Here is a 23,048-nt window from a genome sequence, read left to right on the forward strand (position 1 = left end):
TCTATCAACCCTCGCTTTCCGCAGCATCGGCAAGACCTGCGGTCAGAACCTGCCGACGAGAAGGAGCGTCCCGCAAGATTGGAACCGCTTGTTCGGCTTCCTCTGCTTCTTGTTCAGCAGCTTCGATCGCAGCCAACTCTTCTGTGCGCGCTGCGCGAATATCAGCGGCACGATCCGTCTCGGCGCGATTTTCTTCATCGAACAACGCGACCATGACGGCCTTGGCAACATCGACTGCCTGTTGCTGCGTTTTGAATTCACCCATGGGTGAGAACAGCGAACAGGCTTTGTAGCCACCTACCATCTCACGCACATTGTGGATGAATTCGTATTCGCCTGATGCAAAGGTCAGATATTCCTTGGCACCGGGGTTCAGGTCGCTCCAGTCTTCTCCTTCGGCTGGCAATTGGATCAGATTCATGAACCACGGCGAAATCAAAACCCCCAAGGGGCGTCCTTCGTGGATCTGGAAACCCACCGCCTGCACGTGCAAAACTTTGTTCACGATGGGGACGTCGCGCATCTTTCCGTGCCAGACTTCGGTGAAGTCAGTTTCGAGCAACTTTGTACGCGCTTCGATGATTGCTGCCTCTTGTGCTGCATCAGAACCGGGGTCTTCACTGACCAGAAACTGTTCTTTGGGAGCATCACAGTTGGGGCATTTCCAATCCGCGGGCAGCGCAATGAACGGTGTGCCGGGCATGACCTGCCGCGTGTCATCGCCTTCGGCCGGGTCGTATGGCGTCCAGCAAATCTTACATTCCATAATCGCCTGTGGGCTGATCTTGTCATTCGCGCCAAGGAAAGAACCTTCGAAGGTCATTGGATCGCCTCCATGACTTCGATGATCCGCTCACCACTATCAATCAGGTCTTCTTTGGCCGCAACGACCACTTCGGGCACATCTGTCACCTCGAAGGTATCAAGGATCAGCGTGTCCATGGAATTGAAGAATTGTACCCGCCAGACGTTGGCCTGACCGGTGGCATTGACCCGGCAGTTGCCATATCCGCGAGACAGGAAATCAACCGACCCGCGCCCCAGTGCCTTGTCGAGCCAGACGAGATCTTCTTCGGTGTGGGGCAGCAAAGTCAGGTTGACGACATGGGCCTCATCGCCTTGGGAGTAGTTGGCGGATTTGTCCACCAGTTCGACCACCAACGGCGGCGCATTGACCACGCCGGGAGACACTTCTGTCAGAACGCCGAGAGCCGGGGATTTTGACACGAAGGCGCGGTCGCATGCCATTTGTGGGACTGGTCCAACCTCGATCATGTCGACATCGGCACCGCTCAGACACCAGACACCGGCAAAAACGCTTTCCTGCGCGGCAATCGCCGGTAGTCCTTGCATTTTTATTGCGACCTCCCCTTCGCCCATTGTCTCAGCAATCAGGTCTCGGTTTGGCTTGTCCAACTCCCGCAGGTCAAACTGAACGTTCGGGGCTCCTTGAGCCACGATTGTTGCCGCTGCTGCGATTTCGGCCAGCAACCCAAGCGCAGGGGCAAGGTGAGCTGAGACTTCGACATAGGGGATGTGCGCCGAATAGGCGCGCATATCCTGCGGCATTTTCATATATTCAAGTTCTTTGCCGTCCTCAGGGTCTGGCTGCGATCCGGGGCCAAAACCGACGGGAGGAAGTTGAAAATTGTTGACCATTTGGGCCTCCTTATTCGGTTGGCGCAGCAACAGGAGCCGCCAGAATTTGATTGATACGCACGACGTATTCATCCCAATCACGCACTTTGGGAAGGCCACCGATCATCTCCCCCTCGCGGTAGAAAATAATTGATGGTGTCTTGAGAATTTTTGCGGCCTCGCGCACCTGATACTCGACACTATCGGCAACAACAGCACAGTCAAAACGGCCCTGAAAGACCATTTTCAACTCCGGTAGGATAACTGCCACATCCGCGCTTTCCAGGTTGCGCTTAAAATCACCGGGCACAAAAATGCAATGGATCCCGGGACGGCTGGTGAATTCATGCACGTCATGTTCATTGGCCAGTTCTGGCCAGCCCATTTCCTGCGTCAAGCGGTCGATGAGTGGATGGCTCATGAGACTTCCTATCCTGTAGCTTTGCCCTGATCCAAAGCCGCTTGCAGGTGCGGTGGCAGGGTTGGTGTCGAATGTTCAAGATCTGCGAAGGCATCGCCAAGATCGCCGCCTTCCATAAGGGAGCGAAGCCCATCGAGTGCGGCGGCAATCTTGCCCGCCTCATCCGCTGTGATCAGTTCGCGGGCGGTGCCAAGAAAGGTCAGCACCCAGTCGCCCGGCACGGCGGTGTCGACAAGCGACATATCGATCAGGTGTTCATCGCGCCCGTCAGTGGCCTGTGCCGCGATGCCGGTCACGCTGAGGATCTGCATAGGAATGCCGACGCACATAGATCAGACATCCTCGGGGAAGAAACGGTCGTCGCCCGTCCGGCATGCCTCGGCTTCAGAGGGGCGGCCGGCTTCATAGGCGCCCCGCAGGATCGCCGGATCGGCCAAAAGGCTGTCATTGCCGCGCCCGGGTGTCGCTGCGACCCCCCACTTGGCCAGACGCTCAAGCGCGATTGAAATGGCAGGGTCGATCTGTGCCGCGGTCACTGCCCGCAAGCCGCCACCATAGTCTTCCAGCTCTTCTGGCTGGCAGCCAATAAGCATTAGGTTTTCGGGGCAATAGTCCATCAATTTGGCGGTCTCGATCACCTCTTGAAAACCGGTTTGATGCAGGCTCATCTTCTTGGCCCCAAGGAACGATGGAACTTCGTCCCCTTCGACAATCTTCATTGTGCCGGGGCGCAGCCCGTAATCCACGGCATCAAACACGATGAGGTAATCAGCAGCCTCAAGGAATGGCAAAAGATAAAGCCCCTGCGTCCCACCATCGAGAAGTGTCACGCCGTCTGGAAAGCTCCACTTGTCCGCCATCCGCTCGACGCAGCGCACGCCGAATCCCTCGTCGGCCCAAAGGACATTACCAATGCCAAGTATCAGGACTGATTTATCCAATTTTCTCTCCCCTGATGGTCCGTGATCGCCCTTCGGGCGGGTCGGACGACCCTCGCGGATCAGAATACAGCGCGGAATACCGGGGCATACAAATTCTTAAAATTTGTTAAGCCCCTGTTTAGATGTGATATTTCTGGAAATCGCGGCGCATCAGCGCAATGTTTCTTTTCACTTTGTCGCGACAATGGACGCTCACCTTACAGCAAAAGGGCGGGGTGATCCCCGCCCTTTCAGATTCGCCCAAGTTGGAAAGCTACTAATCGGGCCGATCGTCTTTGAATGTCCGGTGTCCCGAGATCATCGTCGACACAATCGACTGGCGGCTCATGATGTCCTCGCGGATCGCCACATAGATGTGAATCATCATGAAAATAATCAGCCAGTACATGCCAAGATGATGATAGGTGTGCACATAGTGGGAGTTATTCCCCATCGCCGGGATCACCCAACCAAAGAGCGTGTCGTAAAAGCTTCCCTGTCCCGCGCCTTCGGAATACAGCGCCATTCCCGTCACGATCATAAAGGTTACGCCTACAGTGAAGAAACAGAACATGGCCAGTTGGGCCAGCGGGTTGTGGCCCACATATTTCTTCGGTTCCTTTTCGAGAAAGGCATACCATTTGATCTCGAAAAAGACCTCTTTCCAGTACGCCTTGCTCCAGAACGGAACATAGAAAAGCTGTTTGGAATGATCGTTTCCAACGATGGCCCAGTAGATGCGCCCGATAAAGAACACGGTCAGGATCATCCCGGCCGCAAAATGAGCAAACCGGATATAGCCAAAGACGAACTGGTGGGTTGCCTCCGCAATCTGCATGGATGGTGGCGGTGAGCCGATGAAATATCCGGTGATACACAAAACAATGATCGCCAGAGCATTGACCCAGTGCCATATGCGGACCGGCGTTTGATAGACGTAAACACTGGTTTGGCGGGTGGCTCCATGAAGCTCGGTGGATTCAGTCATACCTGCGCCTCCTCATTCACGGCTGCGAAGACGCGTCAGGACCAGGCCACCCACAACCGCCAACACGATGATGCCAAGGATATGGTCGGGCTGGGTCAGCGAATGCCCTGCAGCCTCACCATGGCCCGTATGGGCCATGGCAGATGTTGTCATTGCGGCGTATGCGAACAGGATTTTCTTCATTTCGTCTCTCCTTAACGGACTTTGACTTCGACCAATTCTTCGCCTTCGGGCGACATGACGTGCGTGGAACACGCCAGGCATGGGTCGAATGAGTGGATGGTGCGCAGGATTTCGACCGGCTCTTCGGGCCGTTCCACCGGCGTGTTCATCAAGCTGGCTTCAAACGCACCGATATTGCCTTGGGTATCCCTTGGGGATCCGTTCCACGTGGTTGGAACAACGCATTGGTAGTTCTCAATGCGGCCATCCTTGATACGGATCCAGTGCCCAAGCGCTCCACGAGGGGCCTCTGTTGCACCAACGCCAATCGCCTCTTTTGGCCATGTACTGGGATCCCACTTTTCGACATTCGCGGTGGTGCTGTCACCGTTCTTGATGTTCTGCACCAGTTTGTCAAAGAAGTGACGTTGCAGACGTCCGCAATATTCGGATTCCAGCGCCCGGGCAGCCGTCCGGCCAAGGGTCGAGAAGACGGCTTCAAGCGGCAGGTTCATGTCGCTCAGGAAGCGGTCGACCTGATCCTTGATGTCTTCGTGGCCTTTGGCATAGCCCACGACATAGCGGGCCAGCGGACCAACCTCCATCGCGTGACCGCGCCAGCGCGGCGCCTTGATCCAGCTGTATTTGCCAGCCTCGTCAAGCTCCTGAATGTTGGTCTTGGTGCCTTTGGCGTTTGGCCCAAGTTCGTATTTCGGCTCGGTAATGCCATCCCAAGGATGCAGGCCCTTGCCTGGCTCGCCATAGGTGTACCAGCTGTGATCCACGAATTCCTGAATCTGCTCGGGGTCGCGCTGATCCACGTCATGAACCTGGCTGAGGTCGCCATTGATGATCGCACCGCGCGGCAGATGCAAGTTGTCAGCGCTGAAATCGTTGGCATTCTCGGGGATGTCGCCATAGGCAAGACAGGCCTGCGAGGACAGCCCGCCACCATGCAGCCAGTTACGGTAGAACCCGCCAATTGCCTTCACGTCCGGCAGATAGACGTTCACGTTGAACTCATGGCACTTGTCGATGATCGAGCTGACCATGTTCAGGCGTTCCATGTTGATCGCCCCAACACTGCCGACACCATCGACGTTGATCGGGCAGGGTACACCACCCACCAGCCAGTTGGGATGCGGGTTCTTGCCGCCAAAGATCGTATGAACCTTCACGATCTCTTTCTGTAGGTCGAGCGCCTCAAGATAGTGGGTTGTCGCCATCAGGTCCGCTTCGGGCGGCAGCAGATAGGCGGGGTTGTCCCAATAGCCGTTCTTGAACAGCCCAAGCTGGCCACTTTCGACAAATTTTTTCAGCCGGTTCTGAACATCCCGGAAATAGCCGGGGCTGGACAGCGGATGCGACGGAGAAACGGCTTGTTGCAGTTCCGACGTCGCCTTGGGGTCCGCCTTCAAAGCATTGATCGGGTTGACCCAGTCCAACGCATGCAAGTGATAGAAATGCACGACGTGGTCATGGATTTCGAGGTTCAGCTGCATGATGTTGCGGATCGAGTTGGCATTGTCGGGAATCGTGATGCCAAGCGCATCTTCCACCGCGCGAACCGATGTCAGCGCGTGCGTGCCGGTACAAACGCCGCAGATTCGTTCTGTGAACGCCCACGCATCGCGCGGGTCACGGCCCTTCAGGATCACTTCGAGCCCACGCCACATGGTTCCGGTACTGACCGCATTGCGGATGACGTTGTTTTCATCAACGTTCACCTCGCACCGCATGTGGCCTTCGATACGGGTCACCGGATCGACAACAATACGCTGCCCGGAATTGTCCAGTTGATAGCCGTTTGGTGTCTGAATAACCATGACTTATGCGTCCTCTTTCTGGTTCTTCCGCTGCGCGGCTTTCAATGCGCTGATCGCCGCATGGGCTGCGACACCTGCCCCGACGACGCCGGCGGCCCCAAGGCCTACCTTATCGGCATTCGCCTCGACCCCGAACTGGGTCAGATCGGTCACACGGTCATAGAAAGACCCCTGATCCCAGAACCCATCTTCGGAGCAACCGATACAGCCATGGCCGGACTGAATCGGGAAGGATACACCTTCGTTCCAACGTACTGTGGAGCAAGCGTTGTAGGTGGTCGGACCCTTGCAGCCCATCTTGTAGAGGCAATAGCCTTTGCGTGCATTTTCGTCGTCCCACTGCTCGACGAACTGGCCTGCGTCGAAATGGGGACGGCGATAACATTTGTCGTGAATGCGCTGCGAATAGAACATCGCCGGGCGCCCCTGGCGATCCAGTTCGGGCATCCGGTCGAAAGTTAGCATATAGGTGATTACACCAGTCATAACTTCGGCAATCGGTGGGCAGCCGGGCACTTTGATGATCGGCTTGTCGGTAATGACCTTGTGAACCGGGGTCGCACGGGTCGGGTTCGGCTTGGCTGCCTGGACACATCCGTAAGAGGCGCACGCACCCCAGCTGATGACAGCCTTTGCGTGTTCCGCGGCGTGTTTGAGTTGATCCACAAACGGTTTGCCGCCAACGATGCAATACATCCCGTCTTCGTTCAGCGGCGGGTTGCCCTCGACCGCAAGGATATAGTTGCCTTTGTACTTCTCGATCGTCTCTTCAAGCGCAGCCTCTGCTTGATGACCCGCCGCCGCCATCAGTGTGTCGTCATAGTCGAGAGAGATCATCGACAACACAACATCTTTGGCCAAGGGGTGGGCCGAGCGGATAAAGCTTTCCGAACAGCAGGTGCACTCCAGGCCATGCACCCAGATCACCGGCGTACGCGGCTTGGTTTCCATTGCATGGGCAATCTTGGGCACAAAACTGGGCGACAGACCAAGCGCGGCCGCCGTCAGCGAGCAATATTTCATGAAACTGCGCCGGGTGATCCCCTGACGGCGCATCACGTCATAGAAGGTTTCGATCTCGCTCAAAGCTGGTCCTCCCTCAGAAAAGCGGAATCGCATCCGGGGGTGGATGCACTCTATATTAAGGAAAAGCATGGAAGATCGGCATGCAAAGGAATGCAGGGATTTGAGAGAAATGATTTTTTTTATTTAAATCAAGTCATTGATGCGAACCGTCAAAAGAAGGGCGGTATGTTTCTAACCGGATCGCACAAAGGGTGGTTAGCGTGCTCTCACCCATCGCGCCGCCGCGATCACCGCCTGCCCAAGCGCCAGGCCGCCATCATTCGCCGGAGTTTTGCTGTGGAACATGTCCGGGATGTCTTCATTCATCTCAAGTAACATCAAGGCCAGAAGCCGGTTTTGCAGACAACCGCCAGAATAGGCGATCCCCTCAGCCTGACCTGTGTGAACCAAATGCCGCGCCGGGAGCGAAATGACACGGGCCAACCAGATGTGAAAACCATAGGCCAGGTCTTCGGGCGCGTCACCCGCCTGCATCCCGCGCCGCAAGCCATGGAACATGCGATCCATAGTGAGTTCGCCTTTCAGCGCAGCGGGTAATTCGTTTGCCCAATCGAAACTGAAACGACGTTTTCCGACGGCTCGTCTCGCCAAAGCCTCGAGCCGCATCGCGGCCTCACCTTCAAAGCTCTGCCCGTCGGGGCAAATCCCGAGGCAAGCCGCAACCGCATCGAACAGCCGCCCTGCGGAAGACGACATTGGCACATTTACCCCCCGTTCGACTGCCTTCCGCGCTATGGCCAGTGGCTGGTTCGAAAACAGCTCATCCGCCCAATCGAACAGGCTTGTCTGATCCAAGCGGGACAGGGCATTGCGCCAAGGATCCCGTGCCGCCATATCTGCGCCAATCAAGGGCGCTGGTCGCAGCCACGATTGCCGTTCGAACCCACAATAATCGCCCAGCAGCACTTCACCGCCCCAGAGCGTGCCGTCATCGCCAAGCCCGGTCCCATCAAGGATAATCCCGGCGATCTTACCCCCATCCAGAGGCCAGCCATTCTCCGCCAAACAGGATGCCAGATGCGCGTGATGGTGCTGCACCTCTTCCAGCTGTAGCCCTTCGATTTCGGCCCGCGCCTGCCCAAAGATTGTAGCGCGATAATTTGGATGCATATCTACAGCGACAATCTGCGGCGTATGATCAAACAAATTGGCATAGTCTCGATCAGCCTGTTCAAATGCTTCCAAAGTCAATAAATCATCCAGATCGCCAAGATGATGCCCCAACAAGGCCGAGCCGCCTTTGGTGAGGCAAAGCGCCCCCTTCATCTGCCCCCCATAGGCCACGACCTGCGGTGCGGCCTCAAACCCCGGCGGTAGTGGCAAGGTGCCAGGCACCCGCCCCCGCGCGCGGCGCAGCACCATCGGCGGGTCAGCGCGTTCGACACTGTCATCCAGGCGGCGGGCGATGTCACGATCATGCATGACGAACCCGTCGACAAATTGCGACAGCTTCTCTCGCGCTTCGGGATTGCCGATAACCTGCGGTTCACCGCTCAGATTGCCACTTGTCATAATCAGCGGCCCGTTGAATCCGTCCAGCAGCAAGTGGTGCAGCGGCGTGTTTGGCAGCATCCAGCCCAGGCAATTTTGGCCAGGCGCGACCGCTTCGGGCAAAATGTCGTGCAGCTTTTCCAACAAAACGATCGGCGCGGCAGGATCCGCCAACAACGCATCCTCTTGCGCACTGATCCGGCAATGCGCCGCAATCATGTTACGCGTTCCCATCAGGGCAAAGGGTTTGGCCGGTCGACGCTTGCGCCGCCTCAACAGCGCCAGGCTGTCCGAATTCGTGGCATCGCAAACAATGTGAAATCCGCCCAGACCTTTGACAGCCAGAATGTTGCCCTCTTTTAGCATTGTCACCGCTTTCGCGATGGGGGCCACAGACACTTCGGTTTGCCCTACCTCTAGCCAAGCGCGTGGGCCGCAGTCCGCGCAGGCAACCGGCTGGGCATGAAACCGACGATCTGCGGGATCGGCATATTCCGCCGCACAAGCGGAACAAAGAGAAAAGGCAGTCATGGTCGTTTTGGCACGGTCATAGGGCATCGCTGTGATAATCGTGAAGCGCGGCCCGCAATTGGTGCAATTGGCAAAGACATACCCGTGCCTTCGATCCTTGGGGTCACGCAACTCGCGCAAGCAATCGAGGCAGGTTGCGGCATCGGGCGTGATACCTGTCTGGCTACCCGCCCCTTGCGAGGGTGCGATGACAAAGGGCTGCTCCAGCGTTGGAGCCTGGGTGTCTTCGACTGAAATATCGGTAATCACGGACAGAGGCGGCGCCTCCGACCTGATACGGTCCGCCAACCGTTCGACCCCCTCACCCGCCGCAAGGATCAACACGCCCTCCGGGTCGTTCAGCACATGCCCCAACAAGCCCATCTGCTTGGCTAGCGTCCAGACAAAGGGACGAAATCCCACCCCTTGAACTTGTCCCCGGACCCGGATTCGCAGGCAGGGCGTCAATGGACCGTGCACACCATACAGGGATCAAAACTGCGCACGATGTGCTGCACAGACAGCGGCGTATCCTCGTCCGCCCCGACCTCAGCACCGACCAAGGCGGCTTCGACCGGACCGGGTGCGCCGGTGGCATCCCGCGGGCTAAAGTTCCAAGTCGTGGGCGCAATGATCTGGTAGCCTGCGATCTTGCCGTTTTCGACCTGTATCCAATGCCCCAACGCGCCTCGTGCGGCTTCGACCAATCCGACACCCTCGCCGTTTTGCGGCATCGCCACATGCGCCATGAAAACCGCTTCGGGTGAAATCGAAGCCAAAAGGCTCTCCAGCAGAATCTGGGTTTGGGCGATTTCAAGAAGGCGACCGATGACACGGGCCCGCACTCCGCCTTCGTCGGCCAGGGCACGGGCCAATGGATGCCCGGCGACCACTTGGCGCGCCAAAGCGCCCACTTCAACTGTCTGTCCCGCAAGCCGAGGCGCCTTGCACCAGCTATAGGCGGGCTCTGACATCGCTTCGTCAGGAACGGTCATGCCATTGGCGGGGTGAGCTGTCTCTCCATGCATCCATGCGTGGCTGACATCTTCTGTGATCGCGTTCAGATCGACCTCGTGCAGGGCGGCATTGTTCCAAAGGCCACGCGGCATCAGCGGACCGTCAGCAACGGGATAGGCCCCAAACGACAGGTAGCGCCCCTGCCCCTGCCCCATCGCATCCAGCGACAAATCTTTTGCAACACGCAGGAAAAGCCCTGCATCACCGGTAGCCCATGCATCAAGATCGCTGGTGCTCTGCAATCCTGAGAATACTTCAACTGGAGCACCGAACAAAGTGTCCTCCAGGTATCGGCGGAACGACTTCAGGCTGGCCTGTATCCGGATTAGATCGCGTGCTGAAGGAGACCGCGTTACACCGCCCGGCTGGATCGCCAGAGTGTGCGGCCACTTCCCGCCAAGCAGCCCTACTATGTGCAACAATTGCGCCCGCGCCTCGACGCCATCGCGCAGGGAGGAACCCGACTGCGCGGTAAATTTCCCGACCACCGCGCCGTGCCACGCGCGGCCCTGATAAAAGGGGCGTGCGAAATCCGGCATGAAAAACAGGTTGAAGTGGGTCACATGGTCGGCAAGGTTTTCGACGGCGTGTAGTAATGCGGCGACTTTGGCCCCCTCTGGTGTCGGAGAGACACCGGCGGCATCCGCCAGAGCCAGCGCCGCCGCTGCTGATTGGCTGATCGAACAGATGCCACAAATGCGCGGGGTGATCGTCAGCGCATCGCGCGGGTCTTTGCCCAGCATCATCCGCTCAAACCCTCGAAACATCGGAGAATTGGCGTTGGCGGCAGCGACCTTGCCATCAGCAACGTCCAGTCTCAATTCAAGGTCACCCTCGACCCGGTTGAACGGCCCGACCAGCATCGTCCGGTCACTCATTTCTTTGGCTTTCTCAGGCTGGGCGGCACCACGATCCGGTCAGAGGTGGCATTGGCCCCGATGCGGTTCGGTGTCGCGGCCTTGGACAGGCTGGCCAGCGCCATGAACCATGCCTTTGGCATATCCGTTGGCAGCCCCACCGGGATACCCGCGAATTTTGGGGTCTCGGTAAAACCGTGACCGGGTTCCTCAAATTCCGGGGCCGTGCAGTTGATACATGGATAGCCTGCGCGCGTGCAACTGCCCTCGCCATTCCAGGTGCGGATGTTGCAATCGCCAACAGCCTGTGTGCCCACGCAACCGAGATGTTCCATCATACAGCCAATTTCCGACAATTCCGTCGCGCTGGCCTTGTATTCGTAAAATTCGTTTTTGGGGCAGCCATGGTGCACCAGATTATCCGCATAAAATCGTGGGCGGGCAAAACCGTCCAGCGAAGCAACGCTCATCGCGCCACTCGCCAAAAGCATAAGCGTCTCGGTTACCCAATCAGGATGCGTCGGACATCCCGCAACATTGATGACCGGAAGGCCGGACCGCGCCCGGAACGCTTCGTCCAAGGCGCCGCCTTTCTCGGCACCATCATATTGCACGCCAACGGCATCGGCCGGATTTTCCCCCGCCGAGGTCACACCGCCATATGTCGCACAAGTCCCGACCGCCACGACATGCTGCGCCAACGGCGCAAGAGACGTGACCCAATCCAGCATCGAACGCCCGGTGCCGGACAGCATCTGAAAACGGCCCGATCCGTTTGGCCCACGCAAGATCGACCCTTCGACACAGAGGATATCCAGCGCGACATGACCCGCCTCGACCGCTTCCAGAATTGCACGAACCTCAGCGCCCGTCTCAGCGCTCAGAGTTGGGTGCCAAAGCAACTTGATGCCCACACCTTCCAGCAAGTCCAGGACATTGGGCGCCTCCGCGCATAGCAGCGACATCGTACAACCGCCGCAGCCAGCGGATTGAAGCCAAAGCAAATTCATGCCCCAAACCTTGCAGGCAAAACCAACTCAAAACAAGCGCCGCCTTTTTTTGAGGGCAAGTATCGCAGTGAACCGCCGTGCTCTTCGACAATCTTGTAAGAGATCGACAACCCCAAGCCAGTCCCTCGGCCTACCTCCTTTGTCGTAAAAAACGGGTCGAAAATTTTTTCGACCTTATCGGCCTCAATCCCGAGCCCATTGTCCGAGATGCGCAGTACGATATCATTCGGCCTGACTTCGAATACTACATGGATTTCCGGGTTTTCTATAGTCTCGACCGCATCCGCCGCATTCTGCATCAGGTTCAACAGGACTTGCCGGATATGACCGACACGGCCCATAGCAAATGCTTCATCTGCGCCGTGATATTGGACCACGAAGGATTGCTTGTTTCCGCGTTCGATCCAGACAAGCGCGTTCTTGGTCAAGTCCACAATATCAAACCGCTCGAACTCCCCTGATCCGTCCGCGGACAAGCGACGCAAATCATCAACCAGATCGCGAACACGTTTGGCGCCCTCGCGCGATCCATCAAGTGCAGTGCGCAAGTTTGTGATTTGGCGGTCCAGTTTCAACTCGGCCCGCAAAACGATGAGCTCCTCACGGCTCGCGCCGCGTGCCACGCTTTCAAAGTAGCGTTCAAATGCCTCGATGTACTTTTCCATGGCATGGCTGTTGGCATAGACAAAGCTGATAGGATTGTTCAGTTCATGCGCCACGCCAGCCAGCAAACGCCCCAAGGATGCCAGCTTTTCGTTCCGCACCAGCTGGACTTGTGCCATCTTCAATTCTTCGTGGCTGGATTCAAGGTCAGCAAAAGCCCGCCTGAGTTCTCCTAGTGGGCGCGCCGTCAGGACGGCTCCGATCACTTTCCGCCGTCGATCCATTTGAGGAGAAATCCGAAGTTCAACCGGCTCGGCACCTTGAGGCCCAATGATCTCTGCATCCAGTGTCACTGTGTTGCGGGAGCTGATGACGTAGGAAAGATGGGTGCCGAGCTCTGATGAATCCGTTGCGCGAAAGACATCTTTGGCGGTCCAGGTCTTGATCAACGCCAGCGGGGCATTAACGGCTGCGCAAACGGCCTCTCCTGCCTCGATTACTTTTCCCGACCGATCAATAACGATCAGATAGTCACTGATGGAAGAGAGCACAGATGACAAGAAACGACGCAGCGCATTCAGTTCGTTATTCTGCGTTTCAAGCCGTTCCTGATAATCCACCAGTTCGGCATAGGTTTTGTCCACGGCGACAAGGACATCCTGCCATGCTTCCCTTGGTAAATTTTGTGTCTCGTAGGTCAAATGTTTCCCGATCACGGTCTCAAAAGTTAAATTGCGCACAATGAATTATTACTTTTTCACACACCGTCGCGGATCCTGCTCAACTGGAATTTAGCGCTCCTATAGACATTTAGCGCCTAAAAAACTGACAACGTCAACGGTATCTATCCGTAGATCCGCCACATCCGATACCGTCCCTGCCCGGTCACTTCGCGGATCAAACCGCTTGCCTCCATCCACGCCAGATTGCGCTGAACGGCGGCGCGGCTTGCTCCGGTCATCGCCTCAGCCATTGGGGCGGAAACCACGGGCCACTGAGAGAAAGTTCTTCGCAAGGCAACCGGCGTGCGGCCAGACAATTGCGCCATGACGCTTTCTGCCCGACCCGTCCACGCTTCAATATCGTCCAGTGTTCGCATCGCCGTCAGAATTGCGCTGCTCATCCCATCCAACCAGCGGGCCAAGCGTTCGGCTGGCGAGCCCGAGACACGCAGCCCCCCTGCCCCGCCCATAGCAACCGGTGCGAATATGGCACCCTTTTCATCGCCGGCAGCGATCCTGGAGGCGGTGACGGCGGCTTCGATCTGCTCGCAGTGTTGTCCGAGGCCCGCTAGGCTCCAGAGATGAAAGCCCATGCAAGCCCGCGTGATTGGGTGTAGATCGTCTGCTGCTGCAATTACGTCCTGCCATCCGCCCGCCCTATCCTCTAAACGCTCGGCACTGTCCTCAATGTTTTCGGGATCGCGGCGATCCAGGAAGGCAGCCAAGTCAACCATCGGTCCGGGACCGCCCGTCAGGCGCCGAACAGCCCACCCAACTCTTGCCAAGGCATTCGGATCATCCTGTACACCTGACAATCGCATCGATATCCAGAGCGCCAGACGATCAGAACTCACCCGATCCCCTGCGAACCAACTGAGATCCGCCGCCTCGAGCAACGCGAGCCGATGCCGCCAACCTTCCGGGCCACGCAGTAGTCGGTCATCCAGAGCACCCAGGCGTCCAGCCACCTTTGCTAGCCGCGCAGCATGAGCCCCCTCTGCTTTCGCCCAATCGTCGATGACCGCAATATCAGGCGGTTCCGCCCGTGGCCCAGGAGGCAGATCATCCGGGTCTTCTTCGAGCGGCCCGGGCAGAAACCAGAGGTCTTCTTCGTGAGCCTCCTCATCCCCCTCGGTAGTGATGAGAGGGTCATCAAAATCATCATTGAAAGTAAATGCTTGCGGCTTCATGTGTGCAAAATACTTATATTATGCACATTACCCAAGCGATTTTGTGACCATTCCCCACGCTCTGTAAATAGTATGCGCGCGCGACTGCCGGTGAAACCTCTCAGATCGCGCTCAGCGCAAGGAAACCAAGGGTTTTTGGACGAGCGCGACGAGAGAGCACCTACTTGCATTCGTTTACAAACGGTCGTTTAGTAGCGATACATTAAACTGCAAACGGCCCGTTTTCATGCCGCTGATAGGCTACGCCCGTGTTTCCACAGAGGATCAAACCCCCCTGCCCCAGTCTGAGGCCCTGCAAATTGAGGGTTGCGTCGAGATCTTTGAAGAGCACGCCTCGGGCGGCAATCGTGCGCGGCCGGTGCTTGCCCGCTTGCTGGAGCGCATTAGCAAGGGCGACACGCTGGTTGTCGTTCGGATCGACCGGCTGGCGCGGTCTCTCTCACATCTGCTGGAGGTGATCGAACGGCTGGAGGCCAAGGGGGCGTTCTTTCGGTCCATTCAGGACCCGATCGACACCGGATCCCCGCAAGGCAAGTTCACGCTTCAGGTTCTGGGCGCCGCGGCCGAGTTTGAGCGGGCGCTGATCCGCGAACGTACCAAGGCGGGGCTGGCGAGTGCCCGTACTAAGGGCCGGGTCGGCGGGAACCCGGGCTTACGCGCCCGCGATCCAGCGGCGCTACGCAAGGTGCGGCTCGCGCGGCAAGACGGCTACATGGAGCGGCTGAACGAGACGGCTCAAGACTGGGTGCCCCAAGTGCGCCGGTTGCGCCCCGACTTGGCCTGGGAAGACGTTGTGCGCATCATCAACGGCCCCCTGCCCGAGGCGCGTCGCTGGACCCAAAGCCGTCTCTTGCGCGCTGTGAAGGCCTATGTCCGCGACGGCTTCCTGCCTACCGAGGTGCTGGCCCGCGCCGGGCGCCGCGAAACGGACGATCGCCTGCCCGCCATTATTGCTGGCATCAAGGGCGCCGATCCCGACATTACGCTTCAGGCCATCTGCGCCCGCTTGGAGAACATGCGTGAGCGCACACCCCGCGGCCGGACAAGCTGGCAGCCATCATCAGTGAAGATGTTGCTGGAGCGGGCGAAGCGGCTTGGGATGTTATGAGTGAGTTTTGACGCTAAGCCTGTTCGTCACATCAGGCGACATCTCCAATTGAGTGGCAACTTTACCCGCTAAGCAGTTTATCCTTGCAAATCTTCCATCGTGCGGAGTAATTGCAAGGTATGTATAAGCGCCAAACTCATCACTTTGTGCAATCCGCGCTCGAGAGCCAAGCTGCTGTTGTCCTCCTCGGCCCCCGGCAGGTTGGGAAAACCACGCTCGCTCTAGACATCGCTTCGGAGCAACCATCGGTATACCTTGATCTAGAACGAGATGCGGACAGGCAGATCCTGACCGAACCGGATCTATATCTGGATGAACAGGCGGGAAAACTCGTCATCCTCGATGAGGTGCAGCAGATGCCTGGCCTCTTCAAGAGCCTGCGTGGTCAGATCGACCAGCGCAGGCGGGCCGGTTTTCGAGCGGGCCAGTTTCTGCTCTTGGGATCAGCCTCCAACGTCCTACTCCAACAGTCGGCAGAATCCCTTGCTGGACGTGTCAGGTATATCGAAATGCCCCCTCTACAGCTTACCGAGGTGGGGGCTGATCAGTTGAATGCGCTCTGGCTGCGTGGTGGCTTTCCTGACAGCTTCATGGCTTCAAGCGATCAAGCCAGCATGGATTGGCGTCTGGATTTTCTGCGTACATATCTGGAACGTGACATCCCTGCCCTCGGACCGCGTATTCCAGCCGCAACCTTGCGGCGCTTCTGGACAATGCTTGCGCATGTGCAAGGTGGTCTATTGAACGCTGCAGCCCTCGCCGAGGGGCTGGGCGTCTCCGGCCAAACGATTGGACGCTACCTCGATCTGCTCGTTGATCTCATGCTGGTGCGGCGACTGCAGCCCTGGCATGAGAATGTCGGCAAGCGTTTGGTGAAATCGCCAAAGGTTTATGTCCGCGACAGCGGGGTCGTGCATGCCCTGTTAAGCATTGGGACAATCGAGGGCTTGCTCGGGCACCCCGTCGTTGGCGGCAGTTGGGAGGGGTTCTGTATCGAGGCCCTTCTTGCCGCTGCACCAACCGGCACTGAACCCTTCTTCTATCGCACTTCTGCCGGTGCTGAACTTGACTTGGTCCTTCGCCTGCCTGGGGGCGACATCTGGGCCGTTGAGATCAAGCGCACGACTGCGCCAAAGGTCTCGCGCGGGTTCTATGTGGGCGCGGAAGACATCAAGGCCAGCCGGAAGCTGTTGATCTACGCCGGAGAGCATGACGTCCCCGTGGCCGAAGGCGTTCGTGCAATGCCTCTTGAGCAAGGGATCGGGCTGTTGAGAGCACTATAGCGCAACGCTTGTTGCGCGCGTGCACGAGAGTAAGGGGTCTACTTGTTTTGTTCAGTTTTAAGGACGCCGCGCATTTCCCTGTGGCATTTCTTCCGGTCCCCGCAGGTCTCCCGGTGCGTACCGGTTGCATGGAATGCACATCGGAGCGGCCGCCCCGTCTACAACGGCTGTGGCCCATCTTCCTCCCCTACCCTTCTATGCGGCGCTTCGCATCCAGCGTGGTCAGGCCTTGGTCAACCGCGCAGCTACCCTTCGGGCTGCATCAGTTTCACAAGCGCCGACAACGAAACCGCCAAAGGCTTCGGCTCAATCTCCATCTTGACCTCCGACCTGGAAATTACCATCGAACCCGTCGCGAGGTCGAACAGGACGGCCTTCGCGCAACGCGTCGCCGGACGCTCCCCGTGAGGCAAGCTGACCGAGTGCGGCGGCATCTAGAAGATTCAGAAAGGGGAGGCCGGCGCTGGCTACTTCACGGTGAGCATCTGTGATCACGGCTTCAACGCAAACATGGGCAAAGCCACCAACTAGGACGGTCATCTCCTGGGGTCCGAAAGACGCGGCGTGAAACATGCATGGTTGATCGACTTCGCTCTGGTCAGCCGACTTAAACTCCAATCTTGAACGCGTTCAAGATTGGAGTTTCTGGAGCCACTGAGCCTCAAAATAAGCGCCTGAAACCGATAGGCGCGTGGTATCTTTATCTTTTGCTCAGAACCATGCTACCATCGGAACAGAATCGAGTCGAACTCGGACCCAACCGAAGTCAGGGCTTATAAATGAGCGGTAGTTTAGAGCAGTTTTTGACGGATCTGTCACGTGGGCTTGAGCGCACGATGGTGGCAGTGAACAAGGAACTCACCTTGCGTCAGCGCATCAAGCGAACCTGGTCCATGCGCCAGTGCGCTAGGTTTCTCAATGTGAGTATTCAGTATCTGACCAAGTTCGCCAATTCGAGCGATGACTTTCCCGCAGGAGAATATGTTGGAAGAGAGCGTGTTTTCACGCTTTCAGAATTGATGCACATGCGGGCCCTTCTGGCAGCCTCGGCAAAGCGGCCGTACGACTACCTGGCCTGGCGGAAGCCTGACGCACCTTTGCCCGTCATCTCGTTTGCAAGCCAGAAAGGCGGCACCGCCAAAAGTCTGAGCGCTGCGCATTTTGCCCAGTATCTCAGCTTGCACTACGGCATGCGTGTCGGTGTCATGGATGCTGACCCGCAAAGTACAATAACGCTCTACTTCGTCGGGGGAGAGGGCCTTCCCCAAATGCCCGACGAAAACACCGCCTCCATGGTGGACTTTGCTGGACTCTTTCAGTCGGAAGACGCGCCATATACCGACCACGATGCGCAAACGCTCGACAGCTTCCTTCTCAAGACCTCCTGGCCAGGCCTGCGCCTGCTTCCAGCTCACGGCGAAACATCCGAGGGTGAGATCCAGATTGCGCGGCTTGTCCGCGAAGCCCCCGCAGGGAAGAGCTTTTACCGCTACCTACGCGATGCCATCGACCGCTGGAAAGCGGGCCACCCACCGAAAACGTTACCCAACGAATTGGTAGTCGACGGCAAGGTCGACCAGGAGCGGCTCGACACCGCACTAACGGAGACGCTGGATGTCATCATCATCGACTATCAACCCGCGCTCACACTGTTCCAGTTGAATAACGTGATTGCGTCGACTTCGCTGGTCATACCGCAAACCATGAAGGGGTTTGACATCGCGACGTTGTCGACCTTTGTGACTGGCCTGCTTGGGATGCTTCAGCACATCCTGGCCCATGAAAGGATCGAGATCGGAACCGGTGCGAACATGCTGTTGCCAACGATCGTTCAACGGTCCAATGCCCAGGATCTTAACCACATCGGAAACCTGCTAGAACATTGCCCCACGGAGATTCTGCCCGTGTTTTATCTGCGTTCCGACGCGATCTCGAACGCGTCGGACGTCTATCAGTCCGTATACGAATACGAGCCGGACACGCCAGGAAAGCGCAAGGGGATCAACCGGTTCATCACGAATGCCGATGCCGTGAACGACGCCATAATATCGCGACTCTGGCCAGGACTCGAACGTGGCTACGCCAATACTTGGATGGACGAATTCTATGAAGATGACGGCGAGGGTGAAGCATGAAACGCAGTATTCCAAGGTCGCTGGTCAGCAAGGCTACCAATCTCGATACAAACAAGGAACGTGCGAGCGGTTCCGAAGGCAGGACAGAACCGAGTGATGCTGTTTCGACTCCTTTCAAGGGGGCCGGCAGTGCCTGGAAATCAGGAGCGCTTGCGCAGTCGCAAGCTGCAGTAGAGCGAAGCAGAGCAGAGCTCTGTTTGGATATCCTCAACGGTCGCCACGAGATAAGCCTGTCGCCAGATCAAATCTCCGATCCGATGGGAACCGACCGCCGACAAGACTGGATGTCCCAGGAAGCTTTCAGGTCTTTGGTAAACAGCATCGCTTCGAACGGGCAGGACACGCCCATTCTAGTGTGGCCGGAGGATCCGGATTGGCAGCCGGATCCGTTGGACCCGTCGAATATCGCGGGGGTTCCATTCGTGATGCTGACAGGACGCCGCCGACTGGCTGCCGCGTCAGAGCTCGGTGTACCCCTTCGTGCAATCCTTGCCCCGCCTGACGCGCGAAACGCTGAGAACAGCAAGTTTGAGATGTTGTTTCTGCGGTTTCGCGAGAATGAGGAGCGCGAGAATCTCAGCCCTTTTGAGCGATTGGTTTCGATTGGTGAAATGTATGAGACGCTGGCTTCTGGCGAAGAGAAACTGACAGCTGTGGCCTTCGCCAAGAAAATTGGTGTGCATGAGAGCCTAGTCTCGCGAGCACGGTCCGTTTTCGCTGCGCAGGATCAAATCTTGAACACGTTCAAGAACGTCTACGACATGAGCTTTCGCGATTTACAGGGTGCCTTAGCGAGCTTGGAGAGAACGAACAAAGCCAAGCCAAAACCAAAGACAAAGCCCCAAAAACTCACCGTAAAGCGCAAGGTGGGCAACCGAAATCTTTCGGTCACTTCCGTCGATGGAAACCTATCAATCAAGGTTGCAGGAGTGCCGATTGACCAAGAGCGTCTCGAAAAGCTTGGAGACTTAGTCGCAAGCTATTTGAACGTCGAAGACACGGAGAAGGACACCGACTGAAGACAGCGTTGGTGAGATGTTCTTCGGAACGATGAGGCAAGGAGCAAAAAAGGAACGACAAGTGAATTAACGGCAAAAGAAAAGCCCCCAAGCGGTGTGGCCTGAGAGCTGATCTTAATGGTTTGGTCGCCTTCAAGATAAGTCTCACAGGATTCACTGTCAACGACGAACGCTTCTGAGCGAACGGCTTTCTTTTGCCTCCACATAACCGGAGGTGAGATACAGACATGAAACATACAGGTTGGCGCAAGCCGACACCGGGTCTTGGGGTTGCTGAGCAGCTTGCCCAAGCCGGTGAACAGGTAGCAGTACCTAAAACACGAGCATTTGTCGCGCTCAAACGCGTTGGGGCCCATATCGGCCTGAAGGCTGGCGACATGATGCTCCTCGATACCCTGGGGGCCTTCACTCAGGCTCAGGACTGGGAGGAGGGGCAGCGCCCAATAGTCTGGGCCTCGAACGCCTATCTGATGGAGCAAACCGGCTTCTCTCTGTCGGCACTCAAGCGTCATGCGCGGCGTCTGGCAGAGATCGGTGTGATCTCTTTCCAGGATAGCCCGAATGGCAAACGGTGGGGCCGCAGAGACGCTGAGGGGCGTATCGTCGAGGCCTACGGCTTCGATCTGTCGCCGCTTTCGGCTCGAGTCGAGGAGTTTGAAGATCTGCAGGCCGAGTTGCAGGCCGAGCGCGAGCTCTGCCAGCGCTTGAAGCGTCAGATCACGGTTGCGCGCCGGATGATCCGCGCGCGGATCGAGGCGGCGGTAAGCGGCGCGTTGCGCGGGCCCTGGACGCAATTCACGGGTCTCTTCGAGGAGCTTCTGGACCGACTTCCGCGCCGCCATCAAGCCTCTGAACAACTGGAGCGACTGCTGGCGTGGTTCAAGGAACTTCAGGAACGAGTCGAGGCGGCCTATCTCAAGGCGACTGGTGCGATAAACCCTGTGGAAAACACTGGCAAAAATGACGCCCAAGTTGTGAAGAAGACTCAAGAAATGAACCCCAGGGAGGTCATTTCTGAACCCCATATACTAATTACAAATCAACTTAATCCTGTAACTAGTAATTCCTCTGAGAAAGAGGAAGCGGCGGGTGCGGTGCCCAATGCTCGACCCGAAGATCAGGTCGACAGGGAGCTGGAAGACTGGGTTGCCGAGGTGCGCAAGAAGCGGACGGCGCTCGATCTGCCGACAATCATGCAGGCTTGTCCGGAATTCGCATCCTGGGCGCGGAATATGGGTGGGTTCCTGAAGGATTGGAGCGATCTGCATCGGGTTGCCGGACAACTCAGGCCGATGATCGGGATTTCGGAGCATGCTTGGAACGTGGCGCAGGACCGAATGGGAACTCAGGTTGCCACGGCCGCGTTTGCGCTTGTTTTCGAGAAGCACAGCTCGGGCGAGGTTGCCTCGCCTGGCGGATATCTGCGCGGCATGGTCGAGAAAGCTGTGGCAGGGGAGCTGCATCTTGAGCGCAGCTTTTATGGCAGGCTCAACGGGCAGGCCGCATAATCGGGCAAGATTGAGAAATACCACGCGTTCGCAGCTTTAAGCAGGCCTGTAGAGATATTCGCTGCCGATCTGGAGTATCGTCTAACTATTTGATGTATAGAAATAATATCGAATCTGTTGCGAGATACTGCCGATGCTCGTTGCCGATCTTTCATCCCCAACTGGCTCTGCTGATCCAAATCAAGAGCTTCGGTAGACGTGCCGGCATTGAGTCCTGTGGTGAGGACTCAATGATTTTGCCAAGAACCGGGTCCGGACCCGGTGAAAGTGAAAGTGTTCTTCGGGTTTTGTGACTGACGGATGAGGGCCTTTGGGGTCCCTCAGATGGGTCCGGGCCGGATTCCGGTCTGTCTTTCCTGATGAAGGGCATTCCCATGCAAACAGGTGTCTTGCGCGTGTTGCGCGCGACCGCTGCCTCGTGGTGGCGACACAAGGAACTACGCCGAACCGGCCAGACGGGGCAGGCACAAAGGCGCGAGCGCGAGACTGTCCTGCGTGACCTCGGCTATCTGAAGCAGGTGGCGTCATTGCCAAACGCGCATGTGATCTGCGGAGAGGGCGGGACATTCATCCATCTTGGTTGGACCACCGTTTCTACCTTCGCGCCGATCGAGCGCTTTCCCTTGGCCACTCTTGCGGTCGCACGAGGGACGCCCTTCATCGATATCCGACCCGTCACCGATGTCATCGCCTTCGCGAACCTGCCGCGGGTGGCGCGGGACGGATCGGTCGACCCTGACTCTTCGGGTCCCGGCAAGTCCGTGTCGCTGACCACCTACATCGACATGGTCGAAGTCCTCGGTGCCAGGATCGCCAACGATCCGAGGCCCCTTCAGTCAATCTGATCACCATTCCCTCTCACCAATACTCGAAAGGAGGCCAGCCATGGCCCGATCCCGCACGCCCAAATTTGATGCCTCCGAGGCCATCACAAACGAAATCATCCGCATCATCGAGCGCGGCGTCCTGCCGTGGCGCAAGCCCTGGACCGCAGGTGGCAGCTCTCGTCCCCTGCGCGTGGGCGGGGAACCCTACCAGGGAGTGAACAACTTCCTGCTGACGATGCGGACCGTGATGGCGGGACGCAAAGGTCCGCAAGGGCGAAAAATCCTCTGTCGTCGTTTATTACGGTCAAAGCCGGAAAGACGCGGGCGGCGATGAGCATGACCGCAGCGACGGGGATGATCGCTCCGAGGAAGCCCGTATCTTCCGCTTCCAGAAATCCTACCGCGTGTTCAATGCCTGCCAGATCGAGGGCCTGCCCGACAGTTTCTTCCCAGATCCGGAGCCGGCACCCGAACATCCGCCGTCCGAGCCCATCCCCCACATGCAGACGTTTTTCGACGCCATCGACATCACGACCGTTTTCACGGGGACGGAAGCATACTACCTGCCGCCCGTGGACAAGGTGTTCATGCCGTCGATCGCGCGTTTCGAGAACCCGCGGAATTTCTACGGGGTCTGGGCGCATGAGCTCGCCCATGCCACCAAGGCGCGCCATCGGCTGAACCGCGACTACGGCCTCTCGCGCTTCGGCAACACGGCCTATGCCCG

The 23,048-nt window shown here is 57.6% G+C and carries 20 protein-coding genes and 1 pseudogene; 7 read left to right on the top strand and 14 right to left on the bottom strand.

Annotation, left to right across the window (positions count from 1 at the left end; translation table 11 throughout):
- Positions 1–4 precede the first annotated feature (4 nt).
- The 14 genes from hybE to ACR0JI_RS16615 form a co-directional block, all read right to left on the bottom strand.
- Entirely contained in the window at positions 5–823 is an 819-nt protein-coding gene (gene hybE / locus ACR0JI_RS16550) for a [NiFe]-hydrogenase assembly chaperone HybE (RefSeq protein WP_480495436.1), read from the bottom strand.
- Complete coding sequence (locus ACR0JI_RS16555) at positions 820–1,659, bottom strand: hydrogenase expression/formation protein (RefSeq protein WP_480495434.1); 840 nt, start codon at positions 1,657–1,659, stop codon at positions 820–822. The genes hybE and ACR0JI_RS16555 overlap by 4 nt, the downstream gene beginning before the upstream one ends.
- Positions 1,660–1,669: 10 nt before the next feature.
- Positions 1,670–2,059 carry a thioredoxin domain-containing protein gene (locus ACR0JI_RS16560; protein ID WP_480495432.1) on the bottom strand — a complete coding sequence of 130 codons (390 nt, stop codon included), beginning with the start codon at positions 2,057–2,059 and terminating at the stop codon, positions 1,670–1,672.
- A gap of 8 nt (positions 2,060–2,067) precedes the next feature.
- The gene (locus ACR0JI_RS16565; protein ID WP_480495430.1) at positions 2,068–2,388 is read right to left on the bottom strand and encodes a HypC/HybG/HupF family hydrogenase formation chaperone; all 321 of its coding nucleotides are present in this window, start codon (positions 2,386–2,388) and stop codon (positions 2,068–2,070) included.
- Positions 2,389–2,391: 3 nt separating this feature from the next.
- Entirely contained in the window at positions 2,392–3,000 is a 609-nt protein-coding gene (locus ACR0JI_RS16570; protein WP_480495428.1) for a HyaD/HybD family hydrogenase maturation endopeptidase, read from the bottom strand.
- Positions 3,001–3,256: 256 nt separating this feature from the next.
- On the bottom strand, positions 3,257–3,967 hold the full coding sequence (gene cybH / locus ACR0JI_RS16575) for a Ni/Fe-hydrogenase, b-type cytochrome subunit (protein ID WP_480495426.1): 711 nt from the start codon (positions 3,965–3,967) through the stop codon (positions 3,257–3,259).
- A gap of 12 nt (positions 3,968–3,979) precedes the next feature.
- Positions 3,980–4,150 carry a hypothetical protein gene (locus ACR0JI_RS16580; RefSeq protein ID WP_480495424.1) on the bottom strand — a complete coding sequence of 57 codons (171 nt, stop codon included), beginning with the start codon at positions 4,148–4,150 and terminating at the stop codon, positions 3,980–3,982.
- An 11-nt stretch (positions 4,151–4,161) separates the two neighbouring features.
- The gene (locus tag ACR0JI_RS16585; RefSeq protein ID WP_480495422.1) at positions 4,162–5,955 is read right to left on the bottom strand and encodes a nickel-dependent hydrogenase large subunit; all 1,794 of its coding nucleotides are present in this window, start codon (positions 5,953–5,955) and stop codon (positions 4,162–4,164) included.
- 3 nt (positions 5,956–5,958) lie between these two features.
- The gene (locus ACR0JI_RS16590; protein ID WP_480495420.1) at positions 5,959–7,041 is read right to left on the bottom strand and encodes a hydrogenase small subunit; all 1,083 of its coding nucleotides are present in this window, start codon (positions 7,039–7,041) and stop codon (positions 5,959–5,961) included.
- Between the two features lie 195 nt (positions 7,042–7,236).
- On the bottom strand, positions 7,237–9,510 hold the full coding sequence (gene hypF / locus ACR0JI_RS16595; protein WP_480495464.1) for a carbamoyltransferase HypF: 2,274 nt from the start codon (positions 9,508–9,510) through the stop codon (positions 7,237–7,239).
- On the bottom strand, positions 9,507–10,937 hold the full coding sequence (locus tag ACR0JI_RS16600) for a nickel-dependent hydrogenase large subunit (protein WP_480495418.1): 1,431 nt from the start codon (positions 10,935–10,937) through the stop codon (positions 9,507–9,509). The genes hypF and ACR0JI_RS16600 overlap by 4 nt, the downstream gene beginning before the upstream one ends.
- The gene (locus ACR0JI_RS16605; RefSeq protein WP_480495416.1) at positions 10,934–11,926 is read right to left on the bottom strand and encodes an NADH-quinone oxidoreductase subunit B family protein; all 993 of its coding nucleotides are present in this window, start codon (positions 11,924–11,926) and stop codon (positions 10,934–10,936) included. The genes ACR0JI_RS16600 and ACR0JI_RS16605 overlap by 4 nt, the downstream gene beginning before the upstream one ends.
- A complete protein-coding gene (locus tag ACR0JI_RS16610; protein ID WP_480495413.1) occupies positions 11,923–13,173 on the bottom strand; it encodes an ATP-binding protein in 1,251 nt (416 codons plus the stop codon). Before ACR0JI_RS16610 ends, ACR0JI_RS16605 begins: the two co-directional genes overlap by 4 nt.
- Before the next feature lie 200 nt (positions 13,174–13,373).
- Entirely contained in the window at positions 13,374–14,441 is a 1,068-nt protein-coding gene (locus ACR0JI_RS16615; RefSeq protein WP_480495411.1) for a hypothetical protein, read from the bottom strand.
- Positions 14,442–14,667: 226 nt separating this feature from the next.
- On the opposite strand from ACR0JI_RS16615, the gene ACR0JI_RS16620 reads away from it, so the two are divergent.
- The 7 genes and pseudogenes from ACR0JI_RS16620 to ACR0JI_RS16650 all read left to right on the top strand — a co-directional run.
- Positions 14,668–15,549, top strand: coding sequence for a recombinase family protein (locus ACR0JI_RS16620; protein ID WP_093993959.1), 882 nt, complete (start codon positions 14,668–14,670; stop codon positions 15,547–15,549).
- 119 nt (positions 15,550–15,668) lie between these two features.
- Positions 15,669–16,832, top strand: a complete 1,164-nt coding sequence (locus ACR0JI_RS16625) for an ATP-binding protein (RefSeq protein ID WP_012187061.1) — start codon at positions 15,669–15,671, stop codon at positions 16,830–16,832.
- A gap of 779 nt (positions 16,833–17,611) precedes the next feature.
- The gene (locus ACR0JI_RS16630) at positions 17,612–18,967 is read left to right on the top strand and encodes a ParA family protein (RefSeq protein WP_211096233.1); all 1,356 of its coding nucleotides are present in this window, start codon (positions 17,612–17,614) and stop codon (positions 18,965–18,967) included.
- Positions 18,964–19,986, top strand: coding sequence for a ParB N-terminal domain-containing protein (locus tag ACR0JI_RS16635; RefSeq protein ID WP_288397436.1), 1,023 nt, complete (start codon positions 18,964–18,966; stop codon positions 19,984–19,986). The genes ACR0JI_RS16630 and ACR0JI_RS16635 overlap by 4 nt, the downstream gene beginning before the upstream one ends.
- 227 nt (positions 19,987–20,213) lie before the next feature.
- Positions 20,214–21,494 carry a plasmid replication protein RepC gene (repC, locus tag ACR0JI_RS16640; RefSeq protein WP_480495408.1) on the top strand — a complete coding sequence of 427 codons (1,281 nt, stop codon included), beginning with the start codon at positions 20,214–20,216 and terminating at the stop codon, positions 21,492–21,494.
- A gap of 374 nt (positions 21,495–21,868) precedes the next feature.
- Positions 21,869–22,339, top strand: coding sequence for a hypothetical protein (locus ACR0JI_RS16645; protein WP_480495405.1), 471 nt, complete (start codon positions 21,869–21,871; stop codon positions 22,337–22,339).
- Between the two features lie 40 nt (positions 22,340–22,379).
- Positions 22,380–23,048: pseudogene (locus tag ACR0JI_RS16650) on the top strand (ArdC family protein); the annotation flags it as partial.

The sequence above is a fragment of the Ruegeria sp. N10 genome (genome assembly GCF_056531545.1).

Excerpts from the sequence above, each read along its gene's own strand:
- hybE (WP_480495436.1), bottom strand. The coding sequence starts at position 823 with ATGACCTTCGAAGGTTCTTTCCTTGGCGCGAATGACAAGATCAGCCCA.
- ACR0JI_RS16555 (WP_480495434.1), bottom strand. The coding sequence starts at position 1,659 with ATGGTCAACAATTTTCAACTTCCTCCCGTCGGTTTTGGCCCCGGATCG.
- ACR0JI_RS16560 (WP_480495432.1), bottom strand. The coding sequence starts at position 2,059 with ATGAGCCATCCACTCATCGACCGCTTGACGCAGGAAATGGGCTGGCCA.
- ACR0JI_RS16565 (WP_480495430.1), bottom strand. The coding sequence starts at position 2,388 with ATGTGCGTCGGCATTCCTATGCAGATCCTCAGCGTGACCGGCATCGCG.
- cybH (WP_480495426.1), bottom strand. The coding sequence starts at position 3,967 with ATGACTGAATCCACCGAGCTTCATGGAGCCACCCGCCAAACCAGTGTT.
- ACR0JI_RS16580 (WP_480495424.1), bottom strand. The coding sequence starts at position 4,150 with ATGAAGAAAATCCTGTTCGCATACGCCGCAATGACAACATCTGCCATG.
- ACR0JI_RS16585 (WP_480495422.1), bottom strand. The coding sequence starts at position 5,955 with ATGGTTATTCAGACACCAAACGGCTATCAACTGGACAATTCCGGGCAG.
- ACR0JI_RS16600 (WP_480495418.1), bottom strand. The coding sequence starts at position 10,937 with ATGAGTGACCGGACGATGCTGGTCGGGCCGTTCAACCGGGTCGAGGGT.
- ACR0JI_RS16605 (WP_480495416.1), bottom strand. The coding sequence starts at position 11,926 with ATGAATTTGCTTTGGCTTCAATCCGCTGGCTGCGGCGGTTGTACGATG.
- ACR0JI_RS16615 (WP_480495411.1), bottom strand. The coding sequence starts at position 14,441 with ATGAAGCCGCAAGCATTTACTTTCAATGATGATTTTGATGACCCTCTC.
- ACR0JI_RS16620 (WP_093993959.1), top strand. The coding sequence starts at position 14,668 with ATGCCGCTGATAGGCTACGCCCGTGTTTCCACAGAGGATCAAACCCCC.
- ACR0JI_RS16625 (WP_012187061.1), top strand. The coding sequence starts at position 15,669 with ATGTATAAGCGCCAAACTCATCACTTTGTGCAATCCGCGCTCGAGAGC.
- ACR0JI_RS16630 (WP_211096233.1), top strand. The coding sequence starts at position 17,612 with ATGAGCGGTAGTTTAGAGCAGTTTTTGACGGATCTGTCACGTGGGCTT.
- ACR0JI_RS16635 (WP_288397436.1), top strand. The coding sequence starts at position 18,964 with ATGAAACGCAGTATTCCAAGGTCGCTGGTCAGCAAGGCTACCAATCTC.
- repC (WP_480495408.1), top strand. The coding sequence starts at position 20,214 with ATGAAACATACAGGTTGGCGCAAGCCGACACCGGGTCTTGGGGTTGCT.
- ACR0JI_RS16645 (WP_480495405.1), top strand. The coding sequence starts at position 21,869 with ATGCAAACAGGTGTCTTGCGCGTGTTGCGCGCGACCGCTGCCTCGTGG.